The organism is Nocardia suismassiliense, from assembly GCF_900269665.1.
In the GTDB taxonomy this organism is placed as follows: domain Bacteria; phylum Actinomycetota; class Actinomycetes; order Mycobacteriales; family Mycobacteriaceae; genus Nocardia; species Nocardia suismassiliense.
This window is the reverse complement of sequence record NZ_LT985361.1, coordinates 1,891,459-1,911,570: the sequence shown is the minus strand read 5'-3', so window position 1 is coordinate 1,911,570 and position 20,112 is coordinate 1,891,459. Positions and strand designations below refer to the sequence as shown.

Annotated in this window: 19 protein-coding genes; 5 read left to right on the top strand and 14 right to left on the bottom strand. The window is 67.8% G+C overall.

Annotation, left to right across the window (positions count from 1 at the left end; translation table 11 throughout):
• Positions 1–24 precede the first annotated feature (24 nt).
• On the bottom strand, positions 25–360 hold the full coding sequence (locus tag DBO33_RS08595) for a hypothetical protein (protein ID WP_234390739.1): 336 nt from the start codon (positions 358–360) through the stop codon (positions 25–27).
• A gap of 236 nt (positions 361–596) precedes the next feature.
• Positions 597–1,955 carry a flavin monoamine oxidase family protein gene (locus DBO33_RS08590; RefSeq protein ID WP_159080152.1) on the bottom strand — a complete coding sequence of 453 codons (1,359 nt, stop codon included), beginning with the start codon at positions 1,953–1,955 and terminating at the stop codon, positions 597–599.
• A gap of 235 nt (positions 1,956–2,190) precedes the next feature.
• Here DBO33_RS08590 and DBO33_RS08585 point away from each other — a divergent pair, with 235 nt between their 5' ends.
• Positions 2,191–3,552: a DUF2252 domain-containing protein gene (locus DBO33_RS08585; RefSeq protein ID WP_107654551.1), complete on the top strand. Its 1,362-nt coding sequence runs from the start codon at positions 2,191–2,193 to the stop codon at positions 3,550–3,552.
• Positions 3,553–3,556: 4 nt separating this feature from the next.
• On the opposite strand, the gene DBO33_RS08580 is transcribed toward DBO33_RS08585, so the two are convergent.
• Entirely contained in the window at positions 3,557–4,057 is a 501-nt protein-coding gene (locus DBO33_RS08580; protein ID WP_107654550.1) for a CGNR zinc finger domain-containing protein, read from the bottom strand.
• Positions 4,058–4,334: 277 nt separating this feature from the next.
• Between DBO33_RS08580 and DBO33_RS08570 the strand changes: the two genes are divergently transcribed.
• Positions 4,335–5,591 (top strand): phthiocerol/phthiodiolone dimycocerosyl transferase family protein, encoded by a 1,257-nt coding sequence (locus DBO33_RS08570; RefSeq protein ID WP_107654548.1) that lies wholly within the window; start codon positions 4,335–4,337, stop codon positions 5,589–5,591.
• A 160-nt stretch (positions 5,592–5,751) separates the two neighbouring features.
• Here DBO33_RS08570 and DBO33_RS08565 read toward each other — a convergent pair whose 3' ends face one another.
• The 8 genes from DBO33_RS08565 to DBO33_RS08530 form a co-directional block, all read right to left on the bottom strand.
• Positions 5,752–6,849, bottom strand: a complete 1,098-nt coding sequence (locus DBO33_RS08565; RefSeq protein WP_159080151.1) for a CSLREA domain-containing protein — start codon at positions 6,847–6,849, stop codon at positions 5,752–5,754.
• 218 nt (positions 6,850–7,067) lie between these two features.
• Positions 7,068–8,342 carry a diguanylate cyclase domain-containing protein gene (locus DBO33_RS08560; protein WP_107654546.1) on the bottom strand — a complete coding sequence of 425 codons (1,275 nt, stop codon included), beginning with the start codon at positions 8,340–8,342 and terminating at the stop codon, positions 7,068–7,070.
• Positions 8,343–8,395: 53 nt separating this feature from the next.
• Entirely contained in the window at positions 8,396–9,205 is an 810-nt protein-coding gene (locus DBO33_RS08555) for an SAM-dependent methyltransferase (RefSeq protein ID WP_107654545.1), read from the bottom strand.
• A gap of 161 nt (positions 9,206–9,366) precedes the next feature.
• Complete coding sequence (locus DBO33_RS08550) at positions 9,367–10,575, bottom strand: ROK family protein (protein ID WP_107654544.1); 1,209 nt, start codon at positions 10,573–10,575, stop codon at positions 9,367–9,369.
• A 25-nt stretch (positions 10,576–10,600) separates the two neighbouring features.
• Complete coding sequence (locus DBO33_RS08545) at positions 10,601–11,785, bottom strand: sugar ABC transporter permease (RefSeq protein ID WP_234390738.1); 1,185 nt, start codon at positions 11,783–11,785, stop codon at positions 10,601–10,603.
• Positions 11,786–11,832: 47 nt separating this feature from the next.
• Positions 11,833–12,606, bottom strand: coding sequence for an ATP-binding cassette domain-containing protein (locus DBO33_RS08540; RefSeq protein WP_107654542.1), 774 nt, complete (start codon positions 12,604–12,606; stop codon positions 11,833–11,835).
• Between the two features lie 67 nt (positions 12,607–12,673).
• Entirely contained in the window at positions 12,674–13,759 is a 1,086-nt protein-coding gene (locus DBO33_RS08535; RefSeq protein WP_107660085.1) for a sugar ABC transporter substrate-binding protein, read from the bottom strand.
• Between the two features lie 182 nt (positions 13,760–13,941).
• Positions 13,942–14,538, bottom strand: coding sequence for an NAD(P)H-dependent oxidoreductase (locus DBO33_RS08530; RefSeq protein WP_107654541.1), 597 nt, complete (start codon positions 14,536–14,538; stop codon positions 13,942–13,944).
• A 214-nt stretch (positions 14,539–14,752) separates the two neighbouring features.
• Between DBO33_RS08530 and DBO33_RS08525 the strand changes: the two genes are divergently transcribed.
• Complete coding sequence (locus DBO33_RS08525; RefSeq protein WP_234390737.1) at positions 14,753–15,694, top strand: alpha/beta hydrolase; 942 nt, start codon at positions 14,753–14,755, stop codon at positions 15,692–15,694.
• A gap of 63 nt (positions 15,695–15,757) precedes the next feature.
• Here DBO33_RS08525 and DBO33_RS08520 read toward each other — a convergent pair whose 3' ends face one another.
• Genes DBO33_RS08520 through DBO33_RS08510 form a run of 3 tightly spaced genes read right to left on the bottom strand, consistent with a single transcriptional unit; the run spans position 15,758 to position 18,430 of the window.
• Positions 15,758–16,339: a hypothetical protein gene (locus DBO33_RS08520; RefSeq protein ID WP_107654540.1), complete on the bottom strand. Its 582-nt coding sequence runs from the start codon at positions 16,337–16,339 to the stop codon at positions 15,758–15,760.
• Positions 16,340–16,390: 51 nt separating this feature from the next.
• Complete coding sequence (locus DBO33_RS08515) at positions 16,391–16,891, bottom strand: AAA family ATPase (RefSeq protein WP_407670605.1); 501 nt, start codon at positions 16,889–16,891, stop codon at positions 16,391–16,393.
• A 27-nt stretch (positions 16,892–16,918) separates the two neighbouring features.
• Positions 16,919–18,430 (bottom strand): flavin-containing monooxygenase, encoded by a 1,512-nt coding sequence (locus tag DBO33_RS08510; protein ID WP_107654538.1) that lies wholly within the window; start codon positions 18,428–18,430, stop codon positions 16,919–16,921.
• 33 nt (positions 18,431–18,463) lie between these two features.
• Between DBO33_RS08510 and DBO33_RS08505 the strand changes: the two genes are divergently transcribed.
• Positions 18,464–19,516, top strand: a complete 1,053-nt coding sequence (locus tag DBO33_RS08505; protein WP_234390736.1) for an AraC family transcriptional regulator — start codon at positions 18,464–18,466, stop codon at positions 19,514–19,516.
• The coding region (locus DBO33_RS08500) for an AfsR/SARP family transcriptional regulator (protein WP_325050795.1) at positions 19,462–20,112 on the top strand (651 nt) is incomplete at its 3' end. The genes DBO33_RS08505 and DBO33_RS08500, both read left to right, overlap by 55 nt.

Below are 20,112 nucleotides of genomic sequence, written 5' to 3'. Positions count from 1 at the left end.
TCGGGGAAACAAGCCCCGCCCGGATCAGACCGGACCGGTTTCGGCCAGGGCACAATTGGCCCTGGACCAGCCGCCATCCGCGCCGATGGTGGCGCCGATATGGGTGTGCGGCATGCCGAGCAGGTCGCGACAGCGGATGAAGGCGTGCTCGCCGACTCCGGAACCGGGGTCGCAGGTCACCGTCAGTTCATTGGGAACCGAGACGTCCGTGGTGCAACCGGGCAGGTCCGGATCCGCGGCGGCTGAGCCGGGTCCGGCGAACCACCCGCCGACCAGCACTGTGCACAACACCAACACCGCGGCCGGGAGCATGCGACCGCGCCGCACGACCCTTTGCTGAAGGTTTGCTGAATGTGCCATGCGGTCCATGGTTCGCGCACGGCGGAATCTCAGTCAACATAACGGAGATCACAATTCGCCATTCCCCGGGGTCGGCTCCGCCTTTTTGACTTCAGGTATCGCGGGACGCGTCAGAGAAACGTAAATGAATATGTACGGGCATTATTAATCGATCTACCATTCGCCCTCGGAACTGGACAGATGACCAGTCGCCGCGAACGGCTGGAATCCGCGAGCTGACATGGGAATTGATACGGCTATTCGCGCACAGCGGCGACACCTTCGGTCGCGAGCACCTCGGCCGCCGCGCTTTCACCGGACCGGATGGCGCCCTCGATATAGCCCGCCCATTCCGTCGCCGTTTCGCTCCCCGCCCAATGAATTGCACCGATCGGCTGTCGCAGCGCCGAACCGATACTGGTCAGCACACCGGGCGGGAAGAACGCCCCGTACCCGCCCCGGGCATAAGGATCGTCGGCCCAGACCTTCTCGCGCCAGTCGATCGGATCGCGGGCCGCGCGACCGAAAGCGCGAACGAGCGAACCGACGATCATGGTCCGGCGTTCGTCGGGAGAGAGCGCGGCCAGCCGGTGCGCGGCGCGCCCCGGCACCAAGGCGCCGAGCACCCCGGGACCGCCGGGGCGGGTGGCGTCGAAGGTGATCGGGACCGGGTCGTGCAGATTCAACGCCTGGCCGGTGAGTCGATCGTCGCGCCAGAACGGCCGCTCGTAGACGGCGAACGCCTTCAGCACCGACCCCATCGGCATCCGCTGGGTCAGGTGGTCGCGGGCGGCCGGCAGCGGCGGGTCGTAGCTGATCCGCCCGGCCAGCGCGGGCGGCAGCGCGACGATCACCTGCCCGGCCCGCACCTCGCCGAACTCGCCGCGCACCGAAAGGCCCTCCGGCACTTGCCGAATCGAGGTGACCGGGGCGTTCAGCCGCAGCGCGGAGCCCAACTCGGCGGCGATCGCGCGGGCCGGGCCGTCGGCACCGTCGACGAACAAGCGGGTGACCGTCTCGGCTGTCACGCCCGCCTCGACGCCACCCGCGGCGCGGATGGTGGTCAGCAGGGCGAGCATCGAGACGCTGCCGACATCGACGCACAGTTCCTCGCCGACCATCACCTCGGCGATATGCCTGGCCCGGCGCTCGGGAAGGTTGCGGCGCAACCAGGTCGCCGCGGTCATCGCGTCGAGCCGGTCGGCGCCGGGGGTGGTCCACGGGCGGGCGAGGTCGATGCGCGCCGCGAGCCGCTCGATCCGCCACATGGCCTGCGCGAGCACGACCAGCACGAGCGGTGGCAGCGGCGGCCGGGCCCCGCGGAAGGGTTGCCGGACGGCGCCCTCGACCAGCAGATTCGCGCCGTCGCACGGTGCCGGGTAGGTGTCTGCGCCGTACTCCTGCGCCAGCGCGGCGAACCTGGTGTGGGCACCGGAGATCCATTGGGCGCCGAGGTCCACCGCCCACTCGTCCGCGATCCGGTCGGTCAATGCCCGGCCACCGGCACGTCCGGCGGCCTCCAGCACCACCACCGCGCGGCCACCCGCCCGTACTGCCCGCGCCGCGGCCAATCCCGCATATCCGGCACCGACGACAACCACGTCCGTGTGGTCCATGCCGGCCTCCCGTCGCTCCACCGCCATTGCACACCACTGTTGATCACCGTCCGCCGATGCGCAACCGCTCGGTGCCGATCATCGAACCCGCTTGCCGCGCCGCAGATCCGCTAGTGGACAGCACCCGGAACACACCACGCGGGACTGCGGCCGTGCTGTCCGACTCGCTCCAGATTTGCCAGGACACCCGCGTCGTATTTGCTCGTTGGTTGCCATAGAGTGACAAACTGGCACGATGGCGGAAACCTTGGCGATGGTGGAACCAGGCGCGGCCGAACTGGGGCGGCGGGCGCGCAAGCGGGCCGGACGGCGGGCGCTGGGGGTGTGGGAGCCGCCTGCCGATCGGGCGGACCCGATCAGTGTGCTCGAACGCCAAGCCGAAACCCGGGTACCCGAGCTGGTACCCATCCGATACGCCAGGATGGCGGCCGGGCAGTTCCCGTTCCTGCGGGGCGCGCCCGCGATCATGGCCGCCGATCTGGCCGCCTCGACCGACACTGGGCTGACCGTTCAATTGTGCGGTGACGCGCACCTGTGCAACTTCGGCCTGTTCGCCTCACCGGAACGCGCGCTGGTCTTCGACCTCAACGACTTCGACGAGACCTTGCCCGGCCCCTTCGAATGGGACGTCAAACGGCTGGCGGCCAGCGTCGCGGTGGCCGCACGGGCCAACGGGTTCGCCGATACCGACGCCGAAACCGCGGTCGGCGCCGCGGCCCGCGCCTATCGGGCGGCGATGATCCGGCTGGCCGAGCTCGGCGAACTCGCCGTCTGGTACGAAATGATCGACGCCGACCAATTGACGGCGCTGGCTCGGAAACCCAAGCGCCGCAAGGGTGTCGAGCAAGCGCTCGCCGAGGCGCGGACGCGAACCAATCTGCAGGCGCTGACGAAGCTGACCGAGCCGGACGCCGACGGGGTCCCGCGCATCCGGCACCGCCCGCCCCTGCTGATCCCGATCGGGCAGTTCGACGCCGAGATGATCCAGCGGGTGTTCGCCGACTACCGCCGCAGCGTGGCCGAGGAGCGCCGGGTGCTGCTCGACCGGCACGAGATGCTGGACCTGGCGGTCAAGGTGGTCGGTGTGGGCAGTGTCGGCACCCGCTGCTTCGTCGCCCTGCTGGCCGGGCGAACGACCAAGAGCCCGCTGTTCCTGCAGGTGAAGGAGGCCGAACAGTCGGTTCTCGCGCCGCACACCGCGGCGAGCAGGTTCCGCAATCAGGGCCACCGGGTGGTGCACGGGCAGCGGCTCACCCAAGCCGCCAGCGACATCTTTCTCGGCTGGGCGACCGGCCCGGACGGGCGGCACTACTACTGGCGCCAACTGCGCGACATGAAGGGTTCGGCCGACATCGAGGAGATGTCACGCTCCTATCTGCGCGACTACGCGGCACTGTGCGGGCGCACCCTCGCCCGCGCGCACGCTCGTTCCGGCGACCGCGTCGCCATCGCCGCCTACCTCGGGTCGAGCGACACCTTCGACCGCGCCATGATCGACTTCGCCGTCGCTTATGCCGACCAGACCCGGCACGACCACCGAGCGTTGCGCAACGCCATCGAATCCGGGCGCGTCGTGGCGGCGAAGCAGGCGTACTGAGCGCTCAGGCCGATTGCCGCGAGCGATGCTCGGCCACGTGCACCCGGTTCGAGCAGCGCGTCGAGCAGAAACGCCGGCGGCCGTTGCGCGAGGTGTCGACGAAGACCTCGGCGCAGCCGGCGCGGGCGCAGCGGCCGATGCGATTCGGGTCGGCGCAGAACAGTGCGGCGAGGCCGACGGCGGTGTACGCCTTGACGCGTTCGTCGACGGGCGCGGTCTCCTGCGCGAAGTGCAGGTGTGGCGGCCGGCTGTCGTGCGTCGAGATATAAGGCTGACTGGTCGTTTTAGCGAGCAACGCGTTGAGGCGGTGCACGGTGGGATCGTCGAATACCGCGGCGAGTTCCGCGGTCCACCGGCGCAGTTCGGCGGTCTGCGCGGCCGTGACCGTGCCGAGCGGTTTGTAGCCCGAGCCGGCGAGTAGTTCCCGCAGATCCTGGTTACGGCCGGCGTTGACCAGCCGGGCGGCGAGTTCGGCGGCCGCGCCACCGTAAGGGTTGAAGTGCACTGAGTCATTACACCAGGCTGGGCATATGGACCTGACCTGCCCCTCCTGTTCCTGGCCGACACCGATGCTGGTGTCCGCACACGGATACGTCCGCTACCTGCGCTGCCTCTGCGGGGAATGGCTGATCGCCGAGCATGGTCTCGTTGTGGCAACGACGGGAAACAGCTCGTTCGGTATGCGCGATACACCACATAGAGGTGATGACCCCGAAAGACCGTGCAGTTCCCGGCATTCGAGCTAGCCTCGATGGGCAGTCTCATGTGGAGGGTATTTCGACATGACCACGGCTACCGTCATCCGGCCGTTGGCACCGAGCGAAGAGATCTTCGCCGGTAGTGAGGTCCTCGTCGGCTACTCGATGCGACTGTCCGGTCGGTTGAATTTAGCCGCGCTCTCGGCCGCCTACGAGGCGGTGGTGCACGCCTACCCGGCGTTCGGCGCCCACCTCGAGGCCAACGGGCGCGGGCACGTCATCGTCGAATCACCCCGCAGCGCACCGGAATTCACCGTTGTCGACGGGAACCCCGAACTATTGCTCAGCGGCGCGCGGCTGGACCAGCGCACGTCGCTGGCCGCACTCTGCGTGGTCCGGGACGGCGACAGCACCGGAGTCACGCTGGTGACCCACCACAGCATCGCGGACGCCTGTCACTCGCTGGCCGTGCTCGCCGAGTTATGGGCCTGCTACACCGAAGTCAGCCATGGGCGCACGCCCACGCTGGAGCCGCACCGGTTTCCGGACGCCGTGGAGGACCTGCTGCTCGCCCGATGCGTCGAGAAGATGTCCGGACTCCCGGTGTCGGCGCGACCGTTGGTGGTCGCCCAAGCACCCCGCGTCGTGCCGCCCGTCGCGGAGGACGATGCCTATCTGCTGCCACTGACGGCACGCTGCCGCCTGACCAAGCAGGAGACCGCCGCGCTCGCCGACCTCGCGCACCGCGAGGGGACGACGATCAACGGACTGGCCTCGGCCGCAATCCTGCTCACCGAGGCCGAACTGCGCGAGCTGCCGCTGACCGAGCTCAGCTACACCTACTCCGTGGACCTGCGCAACCGGGTGACGCCCACGATCGGCTACACCGAAGGAACGAACGTTCTCGGCTTCGCCGACTTCGTGCCCAGCGTCGGCGCCGGGACGACCCTGGTCGAACTGGGCCGCGCCATCAGCGACGGCCTGCGCAGCGGGCTGGCGACCGGCGTCGTGCAGCAGACACCGCTGCACATCCCCGATATCGCCGCCAGCCCACCGCCGCGCGCGCCCGGCATCGTGCTCGCCACCAACTGGGGGCGCATCGACCGGCCGCAGTTGCCCGAGGGGTTGCGGATCGACGACTTCCGCACGGTCATGATCGCGAAGCCGGACAAGGCCGGGCATCGACTACAGCAACCCAGCGGCACCATCATCATCAGCACGTTCGATGACCAGCTGAGCATCGAGATCCACCATCCGGTGGAGACGACCGCGCAGCAGAAGCGGCGGGTGCGGTTGCTCGCCGCGCATCTGGACGCGGTCAGCGAAGTCGGCGCCGCTTAGAATTTGCCTGCCGGCCGCGATAGCGCATCCTCAGGAGGAGCCTGCGGTGGCGCCGGATACGAGCATCGACATCACCCAGGCGAAGGCCTGACCGAGTATCGTCATCCAGTCGCCTGCATTGAACGAACCCATGGCGGATTCCCTTCTCGTTGTGCGGGTTTCAGCGCACGCCCGCGTCCGGGCGCACCTCGTCGCCGGTGGCGGTCAGGTCACAGGAGTGGTCGTCGCTGCGGTTGGCGCCGATGGACAGGATGACGGCGAACACCTTCTTGCAGTTCTGCTCGCCGAGTCCCGCGGTGTTCTGCGCGATGGTCGAGCCGCGCAGGATCAGCTTGCCCATACCGGGATTGACCACATCGGTGAACTGGTACGGCAGGCTGTCCAGGTAGGCGGGGGCGATATTGATGCCGCCGCCGCCCTCGTCGGCGCTGTTGCGCAGGACAAAGGAGTCGATGAGCAGCACCTCGCCGACGCCCCGAATGTCGAGTCCGCCACCGCGGCCCGCGAATCCGCCGAACCGGTACCACTTGGTGCGCGGGTTGACGACATGATTGTCGCTGATCTCGGTGCGGGTGAAGGTGCAGGTGTTGTCGCAGCGCACACCGCCCGCCTCGCCCGCCGCATTGGCGGTGATGATGCTGTCGGTGACCTTCATGTCGGCGACGGGAATGTTGAAGATGCCGCCGCCGTAATCGGCGGCGTTCCCGGTCACCGTCACGTGATCGAGAATCAGCTTGCCGGAGTTCGCGATTCCGCCGCCGCCGGTCTCGAACAGCGGAATCTCGTGTTCGGCGGCATTACCGCCGGTGATGGTCAGACCGGAGAGGGCGACGCGCGCGGTGGTCAGCATGACGCGATCGCGATGACCGGCATCGATGACGGTGCGGTCCTGGCCCGCGCCCTCGATGGTGGTGTCGGCGGTGACGTCGAGGTCGCCGGTGGCCGGATCGATGAAGGGGCCGTTGGTATTCCAGAAATTCGGCGGGATGGTCAGCACATACCGCCCCTCGGGCACCCGAATGATGCTGCCCGGCCGGACATTCGCGGCCTGCACGGCGGCGCGCAGCGTGCACTCCCCCGCGTCGGTGCGGCACCGCCCCTCGAACGGATTCGCCGCCGCACCGTCGGCGGTGGTCGTCACGGTGAACACCTCGGGCGACGACCCCGCCGAGCCGGTCTGCGCCGCCGCGCGATCCGGCATTGCGCACAGCGTGCCGAGGAATACGACACCGATCATCGATATCGACGAGATTTTCATCCGACCAACCACTCTCGGCACGACTACTCCGGGTCGACAGTGCGTTCGCGGCACTGTCTCAGTCATTTCGGTTCTAACAGAACCGAAACCCGCACCGTGGTGGGTCCGGCAGTTCCTTCGTTATTGCACAATCGCACTGGGCAGGACGACGAGGCCGGCTGGTCAGCGCAGCATCGAGCGGGCCGTCGGCGCGAGACGCAGCTGCTCGGGCGGGCCGTCTACTTCCGCTGCCGGAACCGCGACTCGCGCATGGTCTGCGCGGCCTTGTTGCGGTACATCGCGGTGTCGGCCGCGTGCATGAGCTGGTCCGGGGCGGTGGGTACGTCGTCGAGGAAGACGGTGCCGATGCTGGCGGCGACGGTCACCAGATGGCCCTCCACCTCCATCGGCTCGACCAGTGCCTGCGACAACCAGCCGGATACCTCGGTCAATTTGTCCGCGCCCGTACACTTTTCGATCAGCACGATGAATTCGTCGCCGCCGAGCCTGGCGACGAGTCCGTCGACCGGGCCGACGGCCGCGCGTAGTCGCTCGCCGACCACTCGAAGTACCTTGTCCCCCACCGTGTGTCCCCACACGTCGTTGATCTCCTTGAACCCGTCGAGATCGAGATAGCACACGCCGATCGGGGGGCTCGCGTTCGCCAGCCGGTCGAAGAACAAGGTGCGGTTGGGCAGGCCGGTGAGGCTGTCGTGGTTGGCGTCGTGCCACAGCCGGTCGGCCAGCTGCTTGCGTTCGGTGATGTCGACCGCGACCCCGATCAGGAACCGCACCTGCCCGGCGCTGTCCCGCACGGCCGACATGGACAGGTCGATGGTGGTGATGGCGCCGTCCGGGCGCAGATGCTCGGTCTCCAGCCGGAACCGGTCGGACGCCCCGCTGAGCAGCCGTTGCAGTTCGGCGAAGGCGTAGCCGATGTTCGCCGGGCCGAGCAGCTCGTCCACCGCCCGGCCGGGCATGAGTTCCACTGGCAGACCGAGCATTTCGGCCATCGCCAGGTTCGCGTCGAGCACCCTGCCGGTCACATCGATGGTGCCGATGCCGACCGAGGCGCCCGCGAAGACGGCGGCGAACCTGGCCTCGGAGAGCTGCCGTTTGGCCTCGGCCTCCTGCGCCGCCGCCAGGGTCGCCACCAGGGTGGCTTCCTGTTCGGCGAGCGCCGCCGTTCGCAGGGCCGCGGTGAAGCCCGCCGCGAACTCGGCGGCGGTGAGCACCGCCCGGTCGCGGATCCGCTCGTAGTTCGGACCGGCGGTGGTCGGGCAGATGTCGGCCACCAGGTCGTGGCAGATGACCACCACCGAACGACTGACCGCCACCGCGTCGCGGTAGTTCGCCGCGACCAGCACGGAGGCGGCATCGCGGGCGACGGTGAGTTCGGCGGTGCCGAGCACCACCGCTTCGAGCGCCTCGCTCAACCCGGCGAGCATGGCTTCGATCTGGGTCCGCGTGAGAGTGGGGGCCACCGCGCCGTCCAGCGCCTCGGCCCACCGCATCGCTAGCTCATGCGACCCCACTCAGGGACCCCCTGCTGGTTCGTCTTCGCGCTTCAGGCCTTTCGGCCGACGCCGGCCAGACCGAGCGAACGGCCCGGTGCCTCGTGCAGATCTCGCTCGGACTCCGGGCGCCAGACCGGCAACTCGACCACGCCGGGCTCGATCAGGTCCCATCCTTCGAACATAGCGACGATTCCCTCACGATTACGGAAATGGATACCAATTCGATTCTTATCGGAGGCATTGGCGCCCAGCTTGCCCGCGTCCTCGGGCCGCATTTCGGAGGTGAGATGCGAGATGGCGACGTAGCTGCCCGGCTGGACGGCGGCGCGCAGCTCGGCCACCTTGGCGATGGGCTCGTCGCTGTCCGCGAGCAGGTGCAGCACCGCGACCAGCAGCAGGCCGACCGGTTGGTCGAAGTCGATCAGGCCGGTCTCGGCCGCCTTGTCGAGCAGCTCGGCCGGCTTGCGCAGGTCGGCCTCGATGGCACCGGCCCGGCTGTTGCCGCGCAGAATCGCGCGCGCATGGGCGACGGCCACCGGATCGATATCCGCGTAGAGCACCCGGATATCGGGATCGATGGCGTGCACCACCTCGTGCACATTTCCGGCTGTCGGGATTCCCGACCCGATATCGAGGAATTGGCGGATCCCGGAATCGGCCAGGAACCGCACCGCGCGGCGCAGGAACGCCCGGTTGCTCAGCGCCAACCTGGGCAGGTCCGGCACCAGCGACTTGCCCATCTCGGCGGCCTTGCGGTCGATCTCGAAATTGTGCGAACCACCCAGCAGTGCGTCATACATCCGTGCTGGGCTTGCCTGCTGCATATCCACGCCTTCGGGCGCCCACGCCGGCCTATCCATCGAAAACCCCTTTATTGCTCACGCTCGAACACCGCCATCGGATCGGCCGACCCACTCGGGCACGGTGCGCTTGATCACCCGAACGGTGGTCTGCGCATAGTAGTCGGGTTTGGTGACCAGCGGGAAGCTCGCCGCCGACGACGGTTGGCCCGCTTCCGGTTTCAGGCGCGGGCCGCGCCGATTCTGGCCAGCGTCTGCACCGGGTCGGTGAGGACCTCGGTGAAGGCCAGCTCCGCGGCGCCGATCAGGGTTGCGTCGCCGCCGAGCGCGGAGGTGCGCAGCCGCACTCGCTCACGGACCGCGAGCAAAGCGTCGACCGCTACCCGGCTGCGCACCTGGGCCGCCGAGGCGAGGTAGATCTCGCGCAGCACGCCGCCGAAGACCACCATCGACGGGTTGAAGATATTGACCAGGTTGGCCACGCCGTAGCCGAGCCAGTCGCCCACCTGGTGCAGTGCGTCCCTGGCCGTCGAGTCACCGCGCGCCGCGTCCTCCACGATGGCCTCGACCGCGGCCCGGCCCGCCGGGTCGGCGCGGCCTGCGGCGGCGATCAGGCCGAGCTCGCCCGCCTCGACCTCGAGACAGCCGTGCGACCCGCACGCGCAGGCCCGCCCGTTCCGGTTGACGATCATGTGGCCGACCTCGCCCGCGTAGCCGCCCTCCCCGCCGAGCAATTGGCCGCCCATGATGATGCCCGCCCCGATGCCGACGTCACCGTGCAGATAGATCAGGTCCGACAGGCCCGCGGCGACGCCACGCTCCCGCTCGGCCAGCGCACCGAGGTTGGCGTTGTTGCCGACGACGACCCGCAGCCCGAGGTCGAGTTCCCGAGTCAGGTTCGCGCCGAACGGCACATCGACCCAGCCGATATTCGGCCCGTACCGGACGACGCCGTCCTCCTCGCGCACCATCCCGCAAAAGGCCACGCCCACACCGACACACACGGCGTCGCGAGCGGCCTTGCCGATCATGTCGCGGGCCATGCCTGCCAGCGTGGCGATCACGTCCTCCGGATCGAAAGTGCCACGCGGGCGGGTGGTTTCGACCTGGTCGAGGACCGAGCCGCCCAAACCGACTCGGGCAGCGGCGAGCCGGTCGGCGCCGACGTCGAGCGCGATGACGTACACGCGCTCGGACTCCGGCCGGACCACCAGCGACGGACGGCCCGCCTTGCCGGTCTGCCCCGGCAGTTCCTCGCGCACCAGCCCGGCCGCGGCGAGGTCGGCCGTCAGCGCCAGAATGGTGCTGCGGTTCAGCCCCATTCGCTCCGCGAGCGTGGCCCGCGAGACCGGTCCGTCGCGATGGACGTGCCGGAGCAACACAGCCAAGTTGCTCTTGCGGATCTCATCCGGAGATGGGGCTGCGCGCATTCACCGTCCTTCGCCGCGGAATGGGTTATCTACGAAGTAGCGTTCGTTTGCGCGACAAGGCGTCTACTCCGGCCGCCAAGAGCAGCACGAATCCTGTCACAACGAATTTGGTACCCGCGCTGTAGCCCATCAGGCCCATGCCGTTGTCGATCACCGCGACCACGGCGGCGCCGAGCACCGCGTCGAGCATGCGACCTCGGCCACCGAACAGGCTGGTGCCGCCGATGACCGCCGCGCCGACCGCGAGCAGCAGGACGCTGCTGCCACCGGTGTTGGGGTCGACGGAGTTGGCGCGGGACGCCGCGATCAGGCCGCCGACCGCCGCCATGGTCGAACACAGCACGAAGGCAGTGATTTTCACGCGATCCACGGTGATGCCCGCGCGACGAGCCGCCTCGGCGTTGCCGCCGACCGCGTAGATGTGCCTGCCGAACGACGTGCGATTGAGCACGAAGGTCCACACCAGCAACAGGATCGCGATCAGCGGGACCACGATCGGCATGCCCTTGAGCGAGTGCAGTTCCGGGTTGCGGCTGCGTTCGCCGTTGAGCACGAGCACCGCGATGCCGAGTACCACCGCGACCGCCACGATCCGCGCCACGATCACCGGAGCGGTCTCCCCGGTGAGGCCGAGTTTGGTGCGGGCGCGCAGCTTTCGGTATTGCACGAACGCGAACCCCGCGACCAGCACGGCGTACAGCAGCCAGCCGAGCAACGGCGGGACGTTCTTGTTCGCGACGGCGAGGATGGTGTCGTCGCGGATGGAGATGTTGCGGCCGTTGTCCATGATCTTCAGCGCGACACCTTGCAGCGCAAGGAAAGCCGCGAGCGTCACCACGAACGACGGGATGCCGATCTTCACCACGATGGTGCCGATCGTCAACCCGATCAGCACCCCGGTGAGCAGCGAGACCACGACCGCCGCGTACCAGGGCCAGCCGCGGTCGGTGAGCAACACCGCGAGCACCGCCGCGCAGACGCCGCTGGTGAAACCGGCCGACAGGTCGATCTCGCCGAGCAGCAGCACGAAGATCAGGCCCATCGCGATCACCGCGATCGCCGCGCCCTGGGTGAACAGGTTCGCGAAGTTGGCCTCGGACATGAAGACCGGGCGCGCGGCCCAGAAGACGCAGGACAGGATGATCAGCGCGAGCACGGAAGGCAGCGCGCCCATGTCACCACTGCGCACCCGTCCGACGTAAGTGTTCACCAAGTCGGAAACTGGTGCGGTAGCTGGTTTTTCAGTCAAGATGGCGCTCATCCCTTTGCTCCATTCGCGTCCAGGCCCAGTGCGCCGCTGCGGCCTGCCGTAATCAGTTCGACGACCTGCCCGTGGGTCACGTCGGAGGTGCGGACCTGGGCGGCCATCCGGCCGAGGTACAGCGCCGCGATGCGATCCGAGACCGCGAATACGTCGTTCATGTTGTGCGAGATCAGTACCACCGCGAGCCCGCGGTCGGCCAGCCTGCGCACCAGCTCGAGCACCTGCTGGGTCTGCGCGACGCCGAGCGCGGCGGTCGGTTCGTCCAGGATCACCACCTTGCTGTTCCACAGCACGGCCTTGGCGATCGCCACCGTCTGCCGCTGGCCGCCGGACAGGCTCGACACCTGCTGCCGGACGCTCTTGACCGTGCGAACGGACAAGCTCGCCAGGGTTTTTCCGGCCAGCTCCTCCATCGCATACTCGTCGAGCACGATTCCGGTCTTCTTCTCCCGGCCGAGAAACATGTTCTGGACGATGTCGAGGTTGTCGCAGAGCGCCAGGTCCTGGTACACGATCTCGATGCCGAGCGCGGCCGCGTCACGCGGGCTGTGCACCTGAACGGGCTTGCCCTCGAACAGGAATTCGCCCGCATCGATCGGGTGGGTGCCGCCGATGCACTTGACGAGCGTGGACTTTCCGGCCCCGTTGTCACCGACCAGTGCCGTCACCTCACCCGGGTAGGCGGCGAAAGCGACGTTGTGCAAGACATGGACCGGCCCGAAACTCTTTTCCAGGCCGCGTAATTCGACTACGGGCGTGTCTGTCATGGTGCTGCTCCTAGAAGGCGCCCCCTCCGCCGTCCCCTCATCGAGAAGGCGGAAGGGGCTGGTGCGATCAGATGCCGTTGTCCGCGCAGAGTTTCGCGATCTCGCCGGTGCACAGCTCGGCCTTGGTCACATAGCCGTCCGCGACAACGTCTTTCACCTGCTGCGCGTAGATCGGCTTGGGCTCCAGCAGCACCGAGGGCACGTCGGTCTTGGCCTCCGGGTCCTGCACTTTGCCGTTCGCCTGACCCGGCTGACCCTTGGTCAGCGCGATGGCCAGCTCCGCCGCCGCCTCGGCTTCTTTCTTGATCGCCTTGTACACGGTCATGCACTGGTCGCCCTTGAGCACGTTCTGCAAGCCCTGGACCGTGGCGTCCTGGCCGCTCACCGGAACCTGGCCGTTGAGCTTCTGCTTCTTCAGCACGGCGATCGCGGCATTGGCGAGACCGTCGTTGGCCGCCACCACGCCGCCGATGTTCGGCTGGCTGGTGAGCATCTGCTCGAAGATGGTGCCCGCCTGGGTGTTATCCCATTCCGGGACCGCCTGATCCGGGCCCTTCGTGTACTGGCCCGCGTCGAACTTCGGCTTCAGCACCGCGTCGTAGCCGGTCTTCAGCAGGGTCGCGTTGTTGTCCGTGGGCCCGCCGTTCAGGTAGGCGACCACGGGATTGGCGGCGTTCTTGTCGGTCAGGCACTTCGCGACGCCCTCGCCGAGCAGGCTGCCGACCTTCACGTTGTCGAAGGACACGTAGAACTGGGCGCCGCCGCCCAGCGTGAGCCGGTCGTAGTCGATGACCGTGACGCCCTGCGCCTTCGCCTTCTGGATGACCGCCTTGCCGGTGCCGCTGTCCAGGTTCGTCATCAGCAACACCGACGCGCCGTTGGTCATCATCTGATCGGCGATCGTCTGGAAGGCGTTCTTGTCGCCCTGCGCATTCTGGATGTCGGCCTTGACGCCCGCGGCATCGAAGGCCTGCTGCAGGTACTTCCGGTCCGCCGTCTCCCACCGGGCCGAGGTCTTGCTGTCCGGCAGGATCACCCCGATCTTGGCTCCGCCACCGCCCGACCCCGTCGAGTCGTCACCACAAGCAGTCAAAGTCAAGGAAGTGAGCGCGGCGACCGAGACGGCCGCAACGCCGAGAATGCCCTTACGCATGAGGGGGCCTTTCGTGGAACCACCGCCCCGGAGTGCCCGGGCGGTCGAGGTCGAGCGAATGTTGTTCGCTGCAACATATTCGACTGTGACCCACAGCACAACCTGTTCAAGCGACCAATTTGTTGTTCGAGATAACAATCAGGACACGTCAAGATCGGGCCATTGCCCGACCGCAGGTCGTCCTAGGCGTCCGCCACCAGGGCGGCGGCCAGCTCGCGAGCTTCACGCAGCCAGGCGGCGCGCGTCTCGTCGACGGAGTCGGTGACCATCCGGAAAACTGTGCGCCGGACGTCGTGCACGCCGACGTAGGGCAGCACGCAGGCCGCCCAGACCTGCTGCAGCGGGTCGCCGAAGACGTCGCGCTCTCGCTCGATGGTGGTGTCGGAGGTGTTGAGCACCAAGGCGCGTTGCAGTCGTAGCAATCCGACCGGCCGGCCGGACGCGTCGTCCAGTTTGTAAGCCACGGCAGGGGTGAGCACCCGCTGCACCCAGCCCGTCAGGATTGCCGGCGGCATGCCCCACCAGTTCGGGTGCACGAAGATCAAGGCGTCGAGGTCCGCCAGTTCGTTCTGGTGTTGCCGGACCAGCTCGTCACCCGACCGCGTGCCGTGCACGGTGTCGGTCTCCGCCGCCGACGACATCGGGTCGAAGCCTTCCGCATACAGGTCGTGCGGCACCACCTCGACCGCCCGGGCCCGCAGCTCGTCTACGACCGCATCGAAGAGCGCCCTGTTGAAACTGTCGGCCCGGGGATGGGCGAGGTATACCGCTATACGCATGCGGAACACTGTGCCGGAGGTGATAGCGCCGCGGCGGTGGGGGTGCCCTTCGGCCGAGATGCGCTGACCAGCAATATCATTCGGCCGAACGTGGGGGGATAGTGAGATACTACTAATTTGCGAACAACACTATTCGTAGAGTGTCTCGATGCTCTAGATTCCCCTTCGGGGATCGAAGCGCTCGAAGCCGATCCTCGAAGGAAAGGATCATCCGTTGCCACGACTCAGCAGAATCATTCTGGCAATCGCCACCGTAATCGCCGGCCTCGCTGCACCTTTCGCCGTCGAAGCACCGGCCTCCGCCGCGGCAGGCACGGTGCGCTGGGAAGCCAGGGTCAGCGACCGCATCCTCGATATCGGTATCTCCTCCCCCAATCTCGAAGGTCCCGACTGGTCGGTAAAGGTCGTCCGCCTGCTGCTGCCGCCCGGCTGGACCAAGGAATCCTCGCGCAGCTGGCCGACCGTCTGGGTGCTGCACGGCGGGTTCGACGACCACAAATCCTGGACCGACAAAGGCAACCTCGAGGCGCTCACCGCAGGTAAGGAAGCGATCTTCGTGCTGCCCGAAACCAGCTGGTGCAGCGCCTATTCCGACTGGTACAACGACGGGCGTGGCGGTCCGCCCGCGTGGGAGCGGTACCTGCTCGACGACGTGCGCACCATCCTCGAGTCCACCTACCACGCCAACACCACCCGGGCCATCGCGGGCAATTCCATGGGTGGTCTCGGCGCCATGAAATTCGCCGCCGCCCACCAGGGCTGGTTCTCCTCCGCCGCCAGCTTCAGCGGAAACGTCGACCCCTTGCACGCCTCCGGCGCACCCGGCGACCCCGACAAACCCGGCCAGGGCTGTGCCGCCGACTGGAAACGAGTCTGGGGCGACTACCGCGACCATCGCGACATCTGGGTCGCCAACAACCCGTACAGCCAAGCCGCCAAACTCACCACCATCCCGCTGTTCGTCTCCTACGGCAAGGGCGACGCCGTCGAATCCCTTGCCTACGAACAGAATTACCGCTTCGTCGACCGCCTCCAAGAACTGGGCGCCCGGGTGGACGAACGCTACGTCCCCGCCCAAGGCCACAACTGGGATGCCTGGAAGGTCCAGATGCGCAACGCCCTCCCGATGCTCCTCAGCTCGATCGGCGTCGCCTGATCGGCCGGCAACCCCGGCGGAGCCGACAGGGTCGGTCTCGCGCCGGGGTCAACTATCGGGGGCTCAGTTGAAGTGCAGGGTGTTGATGGGGATCCGGCCACCTTGCATCGTCCCGTTCATGCAGGCGTTGACAAGGGGCTGGGTGTCTACCGGCGCCTGGTCGACGTGCAGCTTGCCGCCGGCTCCCGGTCCGTCCACGATGTTCAGCGTGTTCGTGACAGCGGCGGCGGGGTTACCGCCCGGCACGTGCCATTGACCCGAAACACGGCTGACTTCGCCGTTCGCCCATTCGAGGGTGCCCTCCAGGAAGCCGAGGGCATCGTTGCAGCTCGCGTTGCCGTTGAACTCGCTGCGGAAGGCGACGTCGGCTGCGGGCGTGCCCGTGCAGCCGCCGAGGTTGGCCTGGAAGCCCGCCCGAGCCGGCACGGTATTCATCCCGAGCGGGTTGGTGTTGAATCGCATCTCACCGCCGGGGCACCAGCCGCCGATCGGGTCGGCCACCGCAGGTTGTGCGGCAACCAGCGGCGCGGCAAGCGCGGCCGCGACGGCCGAAATAACGCCGATTTTCCTGGGTGTTGCCATGTGAATCCTCTCCTTTCGATCAACAGTGATCTCGTGGGAGTGGTGCACCGCGGTCAATTCCACGGCGAGTGATCGATACCCGAGGGCATCGATACAAAACACGTGGCACCAGATTTATTCGCAGCAGCTCGCCGGTGCAGACGGGAAGCCGACGAGCGCTACGAGTTGGTCTACCACTTGGGTTATCGACCTTCGGGTGTCGATTTCTATGGTGGCCCCGGCGCGGAGCAGGGGTTCTATCTCGGCGGTATCCGACTCGATTTGTGCGCGCTCTTCGGGGGTTTTGCCGAAGGGGTTGGTGGTGCGGGTGGTTATGCGGGTGAGGATTACCGGTAAGGGGGCGGTGAGCAGGACTATTTCGGCGAAGCGGGGGTAGAAGACTTCCTGGTTGATGACCGTGCCTGCGAGGAAAAGCGGGACGCCGGAGTCCTCGTGCCGGGTCAGCAAGGCATCGATGCGGTCTTCGCGCCAATGAGGTTCTGCACCGATGCCGTCCGGTAGTGAAAGGTTTTCGATCCAGTCGCCGTAATCGGTATCGACCACGCTGTATCCACGGTGCGCCAAATGGTTCAGCGTGGTCGACTTACCCGTTCCGGACATGCCAGTTACCAGAATCACCGTCACTCGGTCATGGTAGGACCGTCAGCGGACCGCAGCGGGAACAGGCTCGCGCACAGCCGATTTAGGAGTGGCGGTGAGGGTTTTGTTCAGGTCGGTGCGCAAGGTGGTCGCCGAGTCGATCAGGTAGTTTTGGCGGACTTTCCACGGGTGCCGGTCACCTTGGCGCGGGAAGTCATCGATCGAGCGCTGGATATACCCTGCGGCCAGTTCGATCAGCGGTTGTTCGCTGAGTTTGCCGTCCGGCTCGGGAACGACGGCGGCGTAACCGCGGCGGTCCATATGGTTGAGGATCTTGCAGACCAGGCGAGAGCTGAGGTCGGCGCGCAAGGTCCACGAGGCGTTGGTGTAGCCGACGCAGACGGCGAAGTTGGGCAGTCCGGTCAACATGGCGCCCTGCCAGATGAACTGGTCGGCGAGGGCGACCGGCCGGCCGTCGACCCGCGGGACGATGCCGCCGAAGGGCAGCATCTGCAGGCCGGTGGCGGTGACGATGATGTCCGCCTCCAGGATTCGGCCGGACTTCAGCCGAATGCCTTCCGGCACAAAGGTATCGATGTGGTCGGTGACGACCTCAGCCTTGCCCTTCTTCATCGCCTTGAAGAAATCGGCGTCGGGGACGGCGCACAGGCGCTGGTCCCACGGGTTGTAGGTGGGCGTGAAGTGCTCGGCTACCAGGCTCTTGTCCTTCAGGATTCGCGTGGTCAACGCGGTGAGAAGCTTGCGCGCGGCTGCCGGGCGGCGACGGCAGTACTGGTAGAAGCCGATGGTGAACAGGATGTTCTTGGTGCGAATCACCCGGTGCGCCAGGTTCGGCGGCAGCAGCTCACGAATCTTGTCCGCGCGCTTGTCGCGGCCGGGGACCGCGCTGATCCAGGTCGGGCTGCGCTGCAACATGGTCACCCGCTCGGCCTGCCCGGCCATCGAGGGCACCAGGGTGACCGCGGTGGCGCCGCTGCCGATCACGACAACGCGCTTTCCGGTGTAATCGAGGTCTTCGGGCCAGAACTGCGGATGCACCACTTGACCGGAAAACGATGCGCGGCCGGGGAATTCGGGCGTGTAGCCACGGTCATAGTTGTAGTAGCCCGCGCACGCGTACAGGAAACTGCACGTCAGCTCGCGCTGCGATACCGCGCCTGTATCGTCACGCTCTGCCAAAGTCAGTGTCCAGCGGGCGTTTTCGCTCGACCAGTCGGCGGCGACCACCTTGGTCTGGTAACGGATGTGCCGGTCGATGCCGAACTCGGTGGCGGTCTCGTTGATGTACCGGAGAATCGACGGCCCGTCGGCGATCGATTTCGCCTCGCGCCACGGCTTGAACGGGTAGCCGAGGGTGAACATGTCGGAGTCCGACCGGATACCGGGATAACGGAACAGATCCCAGGTGCCGCCCATCGCGTCGCGCGCCTCGAGGATGGCGTAGGTCTTGCCGGGGCACTCGGTCTGCAACCGGTAGGCGGCGCCGACGCCGGACAGTCCGGCGCCGACGATCACGACATCGAGGTGTTCGGGGGCTACGGCGGTCTCGTTCATCACTCCAGTGTGAGACCGCATAGACCCGCATTCTTGACTTCGCGCGACAACTATTTGATTCTGAGCGACATGACGGTGATCCGGTCGGCCGGCCTGCGCGGCTTCCGCGCGACCGTGGCCGAACTGGGCGGCGATGCCGAGCAGTTCGCCACCGCCTGCGGGCTGCCCATCGCCGCGCTCGACACCGACGACCTCCTCATCCCCGACCAAGCGCTGGCCGCGGTGCTGGACCTGGCCGCGCAGCGCCTGGACTGCCCCGACCTCGGCTTGCGCATCTCGCGCAGGCAAGACCTCGACATGCTCGGCCCGCTGGCCCTGGCCATCCGGAACTCGCCGTCGCTGACCCACGTGCTGGAATGCTCGGCGCGCTACCTGTTCCTGCACGCCCGCTCGCTCACCCTGACCACGGAGCCGGACCCGTACGGGGATCGCGGCGTGATCGCGCTGCGGTACGGCGTCGAGCCGGGGTTGCCCTCACCCATCCAGGCGACCGATCTCGGACTTGCCTTCGTACACCACACCATTCAGCGGCTGGCCGAAGAAAACTACGGGTTGCTGTCCGTCGAGTTGCCCTACCGTCCGACGGTGCCGATCGCCCGCTACGAAGAATTCTTCGACGCACCGGTGCGGACGAACCGCCCGTACGCCGCGCTGCGCGTGCCGCGAAATCTGCCGAACCTGCCGCTGAGCGGCGGCGACCATAACCTGCACCGCTTGGCGATGGCGTTCCTGGCCGAGCAGGCGGGCGGCATCGACGCCTCGATCGTGCCCAAGGTGCGCGCCACCGTGCAGCAGCTGCTCGGCACCCTCGCGCCCGAGATCGGGGCCGTCGCACGGTTATTGACCGTGCACCCGCGCACCCTGCAGCGCAGGCTCGCCGCGGAGGGCACCTCGTTCGCCGCCATCCTCGACGACGTGCGCCGCGACGAAGCCTTGCGCTACCTCACCACCACCGACATGCCGATGAGCCAGGTCGCCTCCGTCCTCGGACTGTCCGAACAGTCGACCTTCACCCGCTGCTGCCGACGCTGGTGGGGCACTACACCGACCGCAGTGCGCCGCGACGGTGCGCGCCACCGCACGTGATCACGGCGCTACACTCCCAGCGTTCGGGAGGTCGATTGTTGCAGTTCCAGGTATTAGGCGAGGTCAGGGCGTGGCGCGGGGAGACGCCGCTGCCGCTGGGCCCGCCCCAGCGTCGCGCCGTGCTGGCGGCCCTGCTGCTGCGGGCCGGTAGCGCGGTGACGGCCGCCGAATTGGTGGAGGGCATCTGGGGTGAGCGACCGGTGCCGCGCGCGATCGCCGCGCTGCGCACCCACGTCGCGCAGTTGCGCCGGACGTTGGAACCCGAGCGGACAGCCCGCAGCCCGTCGACGGTGCTGGTAACCATCGGGGACGGTTACGCGCTGCGCGTGCCGCCGGCGGCGACCGATGTGGCGGAGGTCGAGCGGCTCCCCCCCGCCGGGGCCGGGGCGCGGGGGGGGGCCGCGGCGGCGGCCCCGGGGGGGCTGGTTGCCGCCCCCCGCGCGGGGCGGGGGGCCCCGCCGTGGGGGGGGCCCCGGCCGCTCGCCGCCGCGCGCCCCCCCCCGCCGGGGCGGGGGGGGGGGGGGCCTGCCGGGGGGGGGGCGCGCCGCGCGCGCCGGGCCCGGGCGCCTCCCCCCCCCCCCCCCGCCCCCCCGCGG